Origin of the sequence: Streptomyces phaeoluteigriseus (genome assembly GCF_001896135.2) — a bacterium.
Lineage (GTDB): Bacteria > Actinomycetota > Actinomycetes > Streptomycetales > Streptomycetaceae > Streptomyces > Streptomyces phaeoluteigriseus.
On the sequence record NZ_MPOH02000009.1, the window covers coordinates 12,267 to 25,443 of the forward strand.

Consider the following 13,177-nt stretch of genomic DNA (forward strand, 5'->3'; position numbering starts at 1 on the left):
CGGCGCTCGTTGACGGCTGAAATTGGCCACAGTTGTGGCGAGACCTGGATGTGAGTTCGAAAGACCGGTTACTCTCCGGGCAGTTCACGGCGATCGCGTGTGCCCGTGAGAGGCTCGTGAGAGACGTAGGAGACCTGTCGGTGACGGATGGCTTCGAAGTTCCGGGCGCCACGGCGACGGTGCTGCTGTCGGCCGTCGTCGCCCGTGTCACCGCTCTCGCCGACCGGCTCGGCGTGCCCCACGCGGAAGTCTTCGGTTCCGCTCGGCTGTCCGTCGCCTCCGGAGTCCCCGAGTCCGTGGTCAAGGCCCTCCTGAGCGGCCGTCCGGCCGGTGAGCCCGATGTGCAGGCCCGGTTCCTGCAACGCCTGGATCTGCTGCGCCGCACCCGGCTCAAGCCCAACGGGCGCAAGTACACCCAGCAGGAGATCGCCGACGGCGCCGGCATGTCGCGGCAGCAGGCGGGCGCTCTCATCAACGGCGACCGCCGCCCCACCATGGAGCACTGCGACGCCCTCCAGCGCTTCTTCCGCGTGCACGCCGGTTTCCTCACGGCCGAGGACCCCGAGGCCCTGGCGGGCGCCCTCCAGCACATCGAGCAGGAACTGCTCCAGAAGCTCGCCGCCCGGGAGGCCGCCGCGGCGGCCTCGGATCCGCTGGAGCGGCTGCTCCAGGACCACGGAGTGCGCGGGATCGCCTGGCGGGCCGCCCAACTCCCCACCGATCAGCACCGTGACAAGGTCGCCGAGTGGCTGGACATGCTCCTGGAGAGCGTGAAGCGGCCCGAGTCGTGAGTCGGGGGAGAACCAGGAGAACCGTGGGCATCGCCAAGGACATGCGCCGTCTGTGCGGCGAGCTGGTCGGGGAACTGACCCTGCCCGCCCCCGCCGCCCCGGCCGACCTGTACGCGGCCCTGTGCGACGGCATGAGCCGCCGCCGCGGCCGCCCGGTGACGTTCCGTACGGCCGCGTTCCCGCCCGGCACCGCCAGCGGTCTGTGGCTCGACATGGCCGACCAGGACCTCGTCGTGATCGAGGAACGCACGGCGCCCGACCACCAGTTGGTGATCCTCGGCCACGAGCTGTGGCACATGAAGGCGGGGCACTGCGGCCACCACGTGGAGGGCGCCACCGTGGCGGCCCGGCTGCTCCACGACGAGGCGGACCTGCGGGCGACGGTCCGCAAGGTCGCCGCGCGCACCCGGTTCGACCAGGCCGAGGAACGCGACGCGGAGAGCTTCGGCCTGCTCCTCGCCAGCAAGTGCCGCACCTGGCTCGCCGGTTCGTCGCCGCGCGGACGCGGGCAGCGCGATCATCTGGCGGGCCGGATCGAGGCGGCACTGGGTTACCTGGGCCCGCAGGGCTGAGCGGGCCGGGGACTCAGCGGGCCGGGGACTGAGCGGGCCGGGGGGGTGAGCAGGCCGCGCCAATCGGTGCGCGGGACCGTTCAGGTCGCGCTGCGCTCGCTGGCTTCCTTCAGGTCCCTTTCCCCGGCGGCGGATGACGTGCCCGCGCCGGGCCGGCCCTCGCGCAGCAGGCCACGCCAGCGGTCGCGGCTCCAGTCCGCCGGGGCCGTGGTCCCGGTGAACTCCTCGACCAGGGCGCGGAACCGGGCCGGGTCGGTGTGGAACGGGAAGTGCCCGGCACCCTCGAAGATCTCCAGCCGACTGCCGGGCATGGCCTCGTGCGCCCCGTACGCGTGCCGGACCGGCACCACGCTGTCCCGGTCGCCCCACAGCAGCATGGTCGGCATGCCCTCGGTCAGGTAGCAGCGGTCGAGCATGGTGACGACCTGGCCTCGCCAGTCGACGACCGCGCGCAGGGTGCGGACGAAGGCGTCGCGCGAGGTCTCGTCCGGCAGGGCGTCGACCAGGGTGAGCAACTCGGGCGCGTCCTGCCCGAGGTCGGTGTCCAGGAGCTTCATCAGCCGCACCGCGAGGCCGACCGGGAAGCGCATTCCGGGCAACCGCAGTGCGGACAGCGCCAGATGCGCGCCGGGCAGGGACACCAGCCGCAGCCCGGGGTTGACCTCACGGCCGACACCGCCCGCGCTGACGAGGACGAGGCGCTCGGTGCGCTCGGGGAACTGGTAGGCGAACTGCATGGCCACTCCCCCGCCCAGGGAGTGACCGACCAGGGTCGCCGACTCGATGCCGAGCGTGCTGAGCAGGTCCCGCACCCCGTTGGCGTAGGCGGCCACCGAGTAGTCGGCACGCGGCTTGTCGGAGGCGCCGTGGCCCAGGAGGTCGGCGGCGATCACGGTGTGCGTGCGGGCGAGGTCGGGGATCAGCTCGGCCCAGGTGGCGGAGGAGTCCCCGATCCCGTGGATGAGGACCAGCGCCGGTCCTTCCCCGGCCATCCGGAAAGCGCGCCGGTATCCGTGCAGGACACGGTGGCGTACCTGGAGTTCGCCGTCGCCGACCCGGCGCAGCCGTGGGGCCCGCGCGGGGCGGTGCTGCGGGGCGTCGACCACCTGTTCGCCTCCCGACCACCGTGGCCTCCGGCGGTCGGCCGAAAGCCCTTCCTCCCAGCGTAGGGCCCCTTTCCCCCAGGGGATTTCGACGAGGTTTCGCCTCCGCTAAGCGGGCGAACCGCTGCCGGGGAAAGCCGGATTGTCAGTGGTGGGCGGCAAGCTGGGAGGTGCGCCGCCGTACGGGGGCGTACGCGCCGCGGGGCGCGTGGGACACGACGCCGACACGGGGAGAGCCGACCGATGCCCACTGCCGTACTGACCGACCGCGAGCGCACCGCCGTTCAGGCCTACCTGCGGCTGCTGCACACCGTCCGGGCGGCGTTCGGGGACGCCGCCGGCGGTCCGCCGTACGACCGTCGGCCCCCGGTGGTCCCGCCCGCCGTCCTCGCCGAGGCGGAACAGGCCCTGGCGGCCGCGGGGCTCGCGGGCAACGAGGAGGAGTTCTTCCGGCTGCTGCACAGCTGGTTTCCGGACCGGTGAGGGCGGGGCGGAGCCGGCGGCGGTGACGGGAGCGGACCGGTGACGGAAGCGGACCGGTGACGGCGGTTCGGTACCGATGACGGGAGGTCGCCGCCGTCCGGAGCGGCGCCGACCGAGGCGGTCACGGATGCGGGGACACCGTCCGGCAGGGCGCGGACCGGCGCGGCGGCAGGGGCGCCAGCGACCCGAACCGGCACGACCGGCGCGACGACCGGGGTGACGACCGGCGCGGTGGGGCGGCGGACTCAGCCGTGCGGGACGGCGATCGCCGTCGCCACCAGTCCCCGCCCGACGGTCCAGCTGCCCTCGAAGTGCCCGAGGCGGCAGCCGTCGACCACCGGTCCCGGGACGAGGAGCCGGGCCCGCAGCGTGCCCTGGGTGCCGTCCGCGGGGCCGGCGTCGATCTCGATGTCGGCCTCGCTGAAGTCCAGCCACTTTCGGGTGAGGGGGAACCACGCCTTGTAGACGGACTCCTTCGCGCTGAACAGCAGCCGGTCCCAGTGGACCTCGGGCCGCTCCGCCGCCAGCCCGCGCAGCCGTTCCTGCTCCGCGGGCAGCGCGACGGCGGACAGGACGCCGTCCGGAAGCGGCTGGTGCGGTTCGGCGTCGATGCCGAGCGAGGCCAGGTCGGCGGCCCGCACCAGGGCGGCCGCGGCGTAGCCCTCGCAGTGGGTCATGCTGCCGGTCAGCCCGGCAGGCCACGTCGGGGCGCCGCGTTCACCGGGCAGCACCGCGTGCGGGGGCACCCCGAGCTTCTCCATGGCGCGGCGGGCGCAGGAGCGTACGAGGGTGAACTCGCGCCGGCGCTTGGCGACGGCCCGCGCCACCAGCGCCTCCTCCTCCGGGTACAGCGGGCCGCCGCCGAACTCGCGGACGCCGTCCTCGCCGTGCGCCTCCACGGCGACCACCGTCTCCGGCAGCAGCTCCTCGATCACGCGCTCTCGTCCTTCCAGGGCAGGATGCGGCGCAGCCGGCCCGGCGGCTGCGGGCGTTTGCGCCACTCGCGCGGGTAGCCCACCGACACCTCCTCGAAGCGGACGCCCTCGTGCCAGGTGGTCCGGGGGATGTGCAGATGCCCGTAGACCATGGCGGCGACGCGGAAGCGGCGGTGCCAGTCGGCGGTCAGCCGGGTGCCGCACCACATGGCGAACTCGGGGTACCACAGGACGTCGGTGGGGTGCCGGTCCAGCGGATAGTGGTTGACGAGGACGGTGGGGAGGTCCTCCGGAAGGGCGGCGAGCCGGCGCTCGGTCTCGGCGACGCGGGCCCGGCACCAGTCCTCGCGGGTCGGGTAGGGGTCGGGGTGCAGCAGGTACTCGTCGTTGCACACGACGCCCGTCCCGTGCGCGTACTCCAGGCCCTCCTCCTTGGTGGCGCAGCCGGCCGGGAGGAACGAGTAGTCGTAGAGCAGGAACAGCGGGGCGATCGCGACGGGGCCGCCGGGGCCCTCCCAGACCGGGTAGGGGTCCTCGGGGGTGATCACGTCCAGCTCACGGCACATCTCGACGAGGTGCTCGTAGCGGGCGACGCCGCGCAGGGCGACGGTGTCCTTGGGGTGGGTCCACAGTTCGTGGTTGCCGGGGGTCCAGACGACCTTGCGGAAGCGGCTCGCGAGGGTTTTCAGGGTCCAGTGGATGTCGGCCACGTTCTCCGAGACGTCACCGGCGACCAGCAGCCAGTCCTCGTCCGTCTCCGGGGCCATGCTCTCGACCAGGGCCCGGTTCTCGGGATAGCCGATGTGCAGATCACTGATGGCCAGCAACTGCCCGGCACCACCGGCCGTCGATGTCACCCTGTGCTCCCGTTCCCCGACCCGTCACCGCGCGCGCAGGATCGACACCGCGGCCCTCCCATCCTTACCTCGCTCGCGCCCCATACGAACATGATCGGAAAATCCGTAACACTCGCGTTGCACGCGGCACCTTCGGGACCCCGTATGATCGCCCCAACACCACCGCCCCGACCTCCCTTCGCGCAGGGCGGTTTGGTGTCCCTCCACTCCCCCTGCCCGGGCCGGGCCTGCTTCGCCCTGCCCGTGAACCGTGAAAGGCGGCCTGCATGGTCTCTCGCGTACGCGTCTGGCTCAACCGCACGTACGCGGAGAACGTGTTCTTCATGGATCAGCTGCGGCGAAATCCGAGCGACCGGGCCGTGGACATCCACGCCACGCACGGTGACGCCGATTCGCCCGTCCTGGCCGCCGCCGACACCGCCGATCTCGAGCCGGAGGGCCTGTCCCCCGCCGGGTACGTCGAGTACGCCCTCGACCAGTGCCGGCGCCGCGGCATCGACGTGTTCGTCCCCCGGCTGCACCAGGCCGCGATCGTGGCGCACCGCGCCGACTTCGCCGCGGCCGGTACGGCGCTGCTGGCGCCGCCGCCCGAGGCCGTCGCGGTCTTCCACGACAAGGTGATCGCCTACGAGGCCGTCCAGGCGATCGGCGTGCCCGTCCCGCCGTGGCGGCGGGTGCGGACGGCGGACGAACTCGTCTCGGCCGTCGAGGAGTTGGAGGCCGACGGGCACACCGCGTGCTTCAAGCCGGCGTCCGGCGCGGGCGGCGTGGGCTTCCGGGTGATCACGCGCACCCCCTTCTCGCTGGCGCAGCTCAGCGGCTTCCCGGCGCCGTACGTCCAGCTGGACATGGTCGTCGAGGCGCTGGAGCAGGCCGACGAGCAGGTGGACTGGCTGGTGATGCCGCGGCTGGAGCAGCCGGAGGTGTCGGTGGACTGCCTGACGGGCCCCGACAACCGGATCCGGCTGTCCATCGGCCGGACCAAGAACGGCCGGCGCCGGGGTTTCACCCTCCAGGAGCAGTGGCTGGAGCCGGCCCGGCGGATCGCCGAGGGCTTCGGGCTGCACTACCTGTCCAACATCCAGTTCCGGATGTTCGGCGACGTGCCGGTCCTGATGGACGTCAACACGCGTCCGGCCGGCGGACTTCACCAGCTGTCCCTGTGCGGCGTCAACGCCCCCTGGGCCGCGGTGCAGTTGGCGCTCGGCGAGGATCCCGGTGAGATCGTTCCGCCGTTCCTCGGCCAGGACTACGCGATCGTGTCGGGGCCGCGGCAACTGCGCGCGGTGTCGCTTCCGCAGCAGCGGGTGGAGGAGACGGAGCCCCTGCCGGCGGCCGTGCCCGCCCCGGTCGACTCCGTCGAGGTGGGCCAGGCGGCACAGGCCCTGCCGCTGTAGATCCCCGCGCGGCTCTGCAGGCTCCGCAGGCGTCACCGGTGCGGAGCCCGTCACCCGCGCGCGGCGGCACCTCCGTCCGGACCCCGTTGTCGACGGCGTACCGCCCGCCGCCGGCGTGGCCTTCACCACCCGGCGGTTCACCTCCCTCACGGCCGCTTTCACCGGCCGGCCCGGCCTCAGCGAGAGTGCCGGGGGCCGCGCCCTGCCGCCCGAATTCCCCCGGACGGGAAGTCCGGGGGAATTTTCCCTCCCCAAGGTGTATCAGGGGCCGGGGTGCGCGCTCTTAACGGTGTAACACCGAAGGCCCACGGAGGATCCACGGGGGACGACGGGGGTCATGGGGACCTCCGTGGGAGCGGAACAGCACCACGAGCACCACCGCACGGGGATCGACGGGGGATCCCCGGGCGAACGGGGGATCGGGCGCGCCGCGCTGCGGACGGGAGCGACCGGCCGGCCCGAGCACGTCAGGAGCACCCCGATCCCCGGTACAGCTCCAGCTCGCCGTCCAGCTCCACGGCGAGCACCGTCGCGTGCGGATCGAGGCCGGAACCGGCGGGGGGCTCGATCCACAGCACTCCGACGGCCCTCTGCAGTCCGCACGTTCGGGGGTGTTGGGGTGAGGGGGCGGGCGCGGCACGGGCCGCGCCCGCCGGGTGGTGGGGCGTGGGGCCTGTCGTTTGGATCACGCCGCGGACGCGGGGTCCGGCACGCGCATCCGCCGCGTTGTCGTCGGTTGCCGACGCTCCGCGTCGACGCCCTCCTCCGCCTTTCCGCCTCCCCCTCCCCCGTCCCCCAGACACCCGACACCGACTCCCCCACATGCCCCTCCCATGCGAACTCCCGAACAGATCCGAAAGGCGGTGGGAGCTGTGCGGCTCTCACGAAGAGGCCTGCTGCGCGCGGGCCTGGCCCCTGCGGCCGCCGCGGCGCTGGGCGGCCTGGCGTCCGGCTGCGCCGTCCCGACCGGCTCGACCGGCCGCAACATGGTCCTGTGGTACTGGAGCGGCGGCCTGAGCGACACCGTCGTCAAGAACGCCAGGGCCCGGTACGGCAGCACGGTGAACCTCCAGGCGATCCAGATCGGCGGCTACTACCGTTCCAAGCTGATCACCACCATGGCCGGCCGCGCCCGCATCCCCGACATCGCGGGGCTCAAGGGCGAGGACATGGCGTCCTACCTCCCCAACGCCGACCAGTTCGTCGACCTGCGGACGCTGGGGGCGGACACCTACAAGAGCCGTTACCTGTCCTGGAAATGGGACCAGGGCATCGCCGACGACGGCTCGATGATCGGCTTCCCGATCGACTGCGGGCCGGTCGCACACCTCTACCAGTACGACGTGTTCCGCAAGGCCGGACTGCCCTACGAGCCGGACGACGTGTCGAAGGAGCTGAACACCTGGGAGAGGTTCTTCGCCGCCGGAGAACAGCTCCGCAAGCGCGTTCCGGGTGCTTCTCTGCTCACCGACGTCAACGCGGTCTTCGACAACGTGGTGAACCAGGGCAGCGAGCGGTACGTCGACAGGGACCGTCACTTCATCGGCGACCAGGAGCATGTGCGCCACGCCTGGGATCTCGCCGTGGAGGCCGAGCGGCGCCGGCTCGTCTCGGATCTGGTCAACGGCACCCCGGACCAGCTGTCCGCCGTGGAGGACGGCAAGCTGCCCAGCCAACTGGGCGCCTCCTGGGCCACGTTCGACCTCAAGAACGGGGTCCCCCGGACCAAGGGCAGGTGGCGCGTCGCCGACATGCCGGTGCGGCCCGCCAACAACGGGGGTTCGTTCCTGTCGATCACCAGGGCGTGCCGGGAGCCCGAGCAGGCCTTCCGGCTGATCACCTGGATGCTCGACGCGAACAACCAGGCCCAGGGTTACGTCGACGCGGGCCTCTTCCCCTCCACCCCCGCCTCCTACGGGCTGAGACAACTGCGCGACCCCGACCCGTTCTTCGGCGGACAGGTCACCACGGATGTGTTCGGGCCCGCCGCGCAGAGGATCGCGGTCGCCTACAACAGCCCGTTCGACATCGCCCTCGGGCAGCCCGTCAAGGACGAGATCAAGAACGTCGGCGTCCTCGGCAAGGACCCGGACAAGGCCTGGAGTGACGCCATGAGCAAGTGCCGTCGCATCGCCGAGCACCTGGGGGTGAGCCACTGATGGCCACCGTCCCCGCACTGGAGAAGCCCCCGGTGGTCGTGGCGGAGATCCCCGCCGTCCAGCCTCGCAAGGGCCTGCGCAGATACTGGCACCTCTACGCCGCGATCTCCCCCTTCTACCTGCTCTTCCTCGCCTTCGGCCTGATCCCCGTGGGCTTCTCGTTCTACCTGTCCTTCCACCGGTGGGACGGGCTCGGGTCCATGGAGTGGGCGGGCCTGTCGCAGTACCGGTACCTGGTGGGCGACAGCGACTTCTGGCAGTCCATCGCCACCACCGTCGTCATCTGGGCCCTGGCCACCTTCCCCATGATCTTCCTGGCGATGGTCACGGCCGTGATGCTCAACTCGGCGGTCCGTCTGAAGAACGCCTACCGCGTCGCCTTCTTCCTGCCCAGCGTGACCTCGGTGGTCGCCGTCGCGATCGTCTTCGGTTCGGTGTTCTCCACCAACTTCGGACTCGTCAACGCCCTGTTGCAGGCGGTGGGGCTGGACCAGGTGGCCTGGCTGAACACCCCGTGGGGCATCAAGGTCGCCATCGCCACGCTGATGACCTGGCAGTGGACCGGATACAACGCGATCATCTTCCTCGCCGGCCTCCAGACCATCCCCGGCGAGCTGTATGAGGCGGCGCGCATCGACGGCGCCGGGCCGGTGCAGACCTTCTTCCGCGTCACCCTGCCACTGCTGCGGCCCACCCTGCTGTTCGTGCTCGTCGTCTCGACGGTCACCGGTCTGCAGAGCTTCTCCGAACCGCAGGTGCTGCTCCAGAACACCGCGAACGAGTCGACGTTCTCGGGCGGCCCCGGCCACTCGGGCCGGACCATGGTCCTCTACTTCTTCCAGCAGACCTTCGACAACAACGACTTCGGTTACGGCGCGGCCGTGGCCTGGGGCATCTTCCTCGTCGTCGTACTTTTCTCGATCATCAACTGGCGCCTGCTCCAGCGCCGGGACGAAGCATAGGAGGGGCCGGCACCATGGCATCCATCCACGGCCTCAAGCCGTCCCGCGCGGGTATCCGGGGGTCACGGCGCCGCGCCCTCGCCCTGCACGCCTCGCTGATCACCGGCGTACTGCTGTCGGCCTTCCCGTTCTACTGGGCCGTCATCATGTCCACGCACACGTCGAGCGAGATCTTCTCGTACCCGCCGAAGCTGCTGCCGGGCACCCACTTCCTGGAGAACGTCCGCAGCCTCTTCGACGCGATCGACTTCTTCGGGTCCATGGCGAACTCGCTGCTCGTCGCGACGACGGTGACATTCCTGGTGCTGCTCTTCGACTCGCTCGCGGCCTTCGTCTTCGCCAAGTTCGCGTTCCCCGGCAAGCGGTTGCTGTTCGGGTTGCTGATGCTCATCTTCATGGTGCCGATGCAGCTCCAGGCCATCCCCCAGTTCGTCATCATGGCCCGGCTCGGCTGGATCGGTTCGATGACGGCGCTGATCGTGCCGGCGGCGGCGAACGCCTTCGGCATCTTCTGGATGCGCCAGTACATGAGGAGCGCCATCCACGACGAACTCCTCGACGCCTCCCGCATCGACGGCGCGAACTTCCTGCGCCAGTACTGGCACGTCGCCCTCCCGGTGGTCCGGCCGGGCCTCGCCTTCCTCGCCATCTTCACCTTCATGGGCCAGTGGAACGACTACGCCTGGCCGCTGATCGCCCTCACCGACCCCGGCAACGTGACCCTCCAGGTCGCCCTCTCCCAGCTCAACGGCACCCACGGCACCACCGACTACGGAATGGTCATGACCGGGGCGCTGCTCGCCCTGGTCCCGCTGCTGATCGTGTTCGCGATCGGCGCCCGCCAGATCATCGGGGACCTCGGAAAGGGAGCGATCAAGTGAGGGACCCCCTGTCGGCGCTCCGCCCCTGGGAGGCACCGGAGGTGACCGCCTGGGGGCGGCTGCCCATGAACGCCGTCGACCGGCGCGGCGCAGCGCACTCCCTGGACGGCGACTGGCGTTTCCAGCTGTTGTCCGCTCCGGACGCTCCGGTCGGCGACGCGTGGTCGACCGCCGCCGTGCCGGGCGTGTGGACCATGCAGGACACCGCCGACCTTCCGCAGTATCTGAACATCCGTATGCCGTACACGGAATTCCCTCCGCTGTCGCCCGCGGACAATCCGACCGGTGTCCACGAACGGGACCTGGACATCCCCGCCGACTGGGCCGGGCGCCGGATCGTGCTCCAGGTCGGGGCCGCCGAGAGCGTGCTGCTGGTGCACGTGGACGGGCGGCCCGTCGGCATCTCCAAGGACTCCCACCTCGCCGCCGAGTTCGACCTGACCGACCTCGTGCACCCCGGCGCGCGGGCCGTCGTACGGCTGACCGTCGTCAAATGGTCGGACGCCTCGCACATCGAGGACCAGGACCACTGGTGGCACGGCGGGATCACCCGCTCGGTGCTGCTGTACGCGACCGACCCGCTGCACCTGGCCGACGTGACCGTACGGGCGCGCCGGGACGGCGAACTGCGGGTCGACTGCCTGGTGCGGGACGCCGGCGGGGCGCTGCCCGAGGGCTGGTACGTCAGCGGGGAACTGGACGGGGTGCCGCTGACGCGGGACACCGGGTTCGACCGGCTGAACGCGCAGGACGAACGGGTCTCCGCCTTCCTCGGCGAGGCACGACTGCACACGCGCGTGCCCGAGGTACGCACCTGGAACGCCGAGACGCCCGAGCTGTACGGCCTGACCGTGCGCCTGCACCGCGCCGACGGCACCGTCGCCGACACCTCCCGGCACCGCGTCGGTTTCCGCGACGTCGAGATCGTCGGCCGGGACCTGCTGATCAACGGCGAGCGCGTCCTCGTCCGCGGCGTCAACCGGCACGACTTCCATCCGCTGACCGGACGCACGGTGTCGTACGACGACATGCGCGCGGACCTGGTCCTGCTCAAGCGCTTCGGCTTCAACGCGATCCGCACCGCGCACTACCCGAACGACCCCACCCTGTACGACCTCGCCGACGAGATCGGCTTCTACGTGGTCGACGAGGCGGACATCGAGTCCCACGACCACGCCCATGAGATCGCCGACGACCCGCGCTATCTCAACGCCTTCGTCGACCGGGTGTCCCGCATGGTGCTGCGGGACAAGAACCATCCCTCGGTGATCATCTGGTCGCTGGGCAACGAGTCCGACTACGGCGCCAACCACGACGCGGCGGCGGGCTGGGTGCGCCGGCACGACCCGACCCGGCCGCTGCAGTATGAAGGCGCCGCCAAGCGCGGCTGGGCGGACCCTGACGTGGCCTCCGACATCGCCTGTCCCATGTACGCGCCGCTGGAGGACTGCGTGGCCCACGCGCTCTCCGGGCGCCAGACCAAGCCGCTCATCCAGTGCGAGTACTCGCACGCGATGGGCAACAGCAACGGCACGCTGGCCGACCACTGGGCCGCCATCGAGGCCACCCCGGGACTTCAGGGCGGCTTCATCTGGGAGTTCTGGGACCACGGCATCCTCCAGAGCGTGACGGACGGAAGACCGGCCGGGCGTGGGGGCGCCGGGCTCTACGACAGCGGCGTCGCCGCACCCGGGTACCGCTGGGCCTACGGCGGCGACTTCGGCGAGAGCGACCACGACGGCGCGTTCGTCGCGGACGGCGTGGTCTTCCCGGACCGCACGCCGAAGCCCGTGATGTACGAGCACCGGGAGCTGGCCGCTCCGGTGCGCCTGGACTGTTTCCGGCACGAGGGCCTGGTGCTCTCCAACCACCAGCACTTCCGCGGCCTGGACTGGCTCGCCGCCGAGTGGGAGCTGTCCCTGGCGGACGGCGGCACTCTCACCGCGCCAGCCGTGCTGCCCGAACTGCGGCCGGGCGAGACGGCGGTGGTGCCACTGCCGTTCGAGCTGCCGCCCGACGGCGGCGAGGCATGGCTGACGCTGCGTGTGACGACGGCCGAGGACCTGCCCTGGGCACCGCGCGGCACCGAGGTGTGCACACCGCAACTCCTGCTGCGGGCCGCGGAAGCCGCTGTGGAGCCGGTTCCAGGTCCGCTCCCGGAAACCGTGGTGGAACCCGTCGCCGCGCCGCTCGTGGCACCCGTTGACGCATCGGTTGCCGCGCCGCTCGTGCAACCGGTCGCGAAACGGACGGCGGCCGCCCGGGTGGAGATCGACGCGGACGGGCTGCTGGTGCACCCGCTGCTGACCGCCGCCCCCACGCTGTCGCTGTGGCGGGCGCCCACCGACAACGACGAGCTGGGTGGTACGGCGCTGCGCTGGCGGACCTGGGGCCTGGACGCGCTCGTGCGCGAACCGGTCTCGGTGCGCCGCGACGGGGTGTCGGTGACCGTCGTCGCACAGTACGCCGGCCACATCGGGGTCGTCCGCCACCGTCAGGTGCTGACGCCGGTCGAGGGGGGCCTGCGGATCGACGAGGACGCCGAGCTGCCCGACGTGTTCGACGACGTGGCGCGGGTCGGCTCGGTCTTCGAGACGGTCCCCGGGTTCGACCTGCTGGAGTGGTTCGGGCAAGGCCCCTGGGAGTCGTACCCCGACCGCAGCGCGGGAGCGCCGGTGGGTCATCACTCCCTCCCCGTCGACGCCCTGTTCACCCCCTACCTGCGGCCTCAGGAGAGCGGCGGCCGGCACGGCGTACGGCGGTTCACGCTGTCCGCGCCCGACGCCACCGGCCTCACGGTCACGCTGGACGAGCCGCGCCAGGTCTCCGTCACACGCCACCGCGCCGAGGATCTGACGGCCGCCGCCCACCACGACGAGCTAGTGCCGCGCACCGGCTGTGTGGTCCACCTCGACGCGGCGCACCGCGGGCTCGGTACGGCCTCCTGCGGTCCCGACACCTTCCCCTCCTATCTCGTCGCGCCGGGCCGGCACCGCTGGAGCTGGACCCTGCGCGTCCTCTGAACTCCCCTTTCCCT

The 13,177-nt window shown here is 71.6% G+C and carries 11 protein-coding genes and 1 pseudogene; 8 read left to right on the forward strand and 4 right to left on the reverse strand.

Going from position 1 to position 13,177, the window contains the following annotated elements; genetic code table 11:
• Positions 1–140 precede the first annotated feature (140 nt).
• Both BM536_RS07835 and BM536_RS07840 read left to right on the forward strand, forming a co-directional pair.
• Positions 141–791 (forward strand): helix-turn-helix domain-containing protein, encoded by a 651-nt coding sequence (locus BM536_RS07835; protein ID WP_073497256.1) that lies wholly within the window; start codon positions 141–143, stop codon positions 789–791.
• A gap of 41 nt (positions 792–832) precedes the next feature.
• On the forward strand, positions 833–1,363 hold the full coding sequence (locus BM536_RS07840) for a toxin-antitoxin system, toxin component (RefSeq protein ID WP_073497268.1): 531 nt from the start codon (positions 833–835) through the stop codon (positions 1,361–1,363).
• 80 nt (positions 1,364–1,443) lie between these two features.
• Here the strand turns inward: BM536_RS07840 and BM536_RS07845 are convergent, their stop codons facing one another.
• Entirely contained in the window at positions 1,444–2,469 is a 1,026-nt protein-coding gene (locus BM536_RS07845) for an alpha/beta fold hydrolase (protein WP_094102739.1), read from the reverse strand.
• 240 nt (positions 2,470–2,709) lie between these two features.
• Between BM536_RS07845 and BM536_RS07850 the strand changes: the two genes are divergently transcribed.
• The gene (locus tag BM536_RS07850) at positions 2,710–2,949 is read left to right on the forward strand and encodes a hypothetical protein (RefSeq protein WP_073497258.1); all 240 of its coding nucleotides are present in this window, start codon (positions 2,710–2,712) and stop codon (positions 2,947–2,949) included.
• A 245-nt stretch (positions 2,950–3,194) separates the two neighbouring features.
• On the opposite strand, the gene BM536_RS07855 is transcribed toward BM536_RS07850, so the two are convergent.
• Both BM536_RS07855 and BM536_RS07860 read right to left on the reverse strand, forming a co-directional pair.
• Complete coding sequence (locus BM536_RS07855) at positions 3,195–3,884, reverse strand: 4'-phosphopantetheinyl transferase family protein (protein ID WP_073497260.1); 690 nt, start codon at positions 3,882–3,884, stop codon at positions 3,195–3,197.
• On the reverse strand, positions 3,881–4,741 hold the full coding sequence (locus BM536_RS07860) for a metallophosphoesterase family protein (RefSeq protein ID WP_094102740.1): 861 nt from the start codon (positions 4,739–4,741) through the stop codon (positions 3,881–3,883). Before BM536_RS07860 ends, BM536_RS07855 begins: the two co-directional genes overlap by 4 nt.
• Positions 4,742–5,007: 266 nt before the next feature.
• On the opposite strand from BM536_RS07860, the gene BM536_RS07865 reads away from it, so the two are divergent.
• Complete coding sequence (locus BM536_RS07865; protein WP_073497262.1) at positions 5,008–6,138, forward strand: ATP-grasp domain-containing protein; 1,131 nt, start codon at positions 5,008–5,010, stop codon at positions 6,136–6,138.
• A gap of 467 nt (positions 6,139–6,605) precedes the next feature.
• On the opposite strand, the pseudogene BM536_RS39390 reads toward BM536_RS07865, so the two are convergent.
• Positions 6,606–6,737, reverse strand: a pseudogene (locus tag BM536_RS39390) (alpha-L-fucosidase); the annotation flags it as partial.
• Between the two features lie 273 nt (positions 6,738–7,010).
• Here BM536_RS39390 and BM536_RS07875 point away from each other — a divergent pair.
• Genes BM536_RS07875 through BM536_RS07890 form a run of 4 tightly spaced genes read left to right on the forward strand, consistent with a single transcriptional unit; the run spans position 7,011 to position 13,163 of the window.
• Positions 7,011–8,297: an ABC transporter substrate-binding protein gene (locus BM536_RS07875; protein ID WP_094102742.1), complete on the forward strand. Its 1,287-nt coding sequence runs from the start codon at positions 7,011–7,013 to the stop codon at positions 8,295–8,297.
• Positions 8,297–9,259: a carbohydrate ABC transporter permease gene (locus BM536_RS07880; protein ID WP_073496148.1), complete on the forward strand. Its 963-nt coding sequence runs from the start codon at positions 8,297–8,299 to the stop codon at positions 9,257–9,259. The genes BM536_RS07875 and BM536_RS07880 overlap by 1 nt, the downstream gene beginning before the upstream one ends.
• A gap of 14 nt (positions 9,260–9,273) precedes the next feature.
• Entirely contained in the window at positions 9,274–10,140 is an 867-nt protein-coding gene (locus BM536_RS07885; protein ID WP_073496150.1) for a carbohydrate ABC transporter permease, read from the forward strand.
• A complete protein-coding gene (locus BM536_RS07890; protein WP_073496152.1) occupies positions 10,137–13,163 on the forward strand; it encodes a glycoside hydrolase family 2 TIM barrel-domain containing protein in 3,027 nt (1,008 codons plus the stop codon). Before BM536_RS07885 ends, BM536_RS07890 begins: the two co-directional genes overlap by 4 nt.
• Positions 13,164–13,177: the final 14 nt, after the last annotated feature.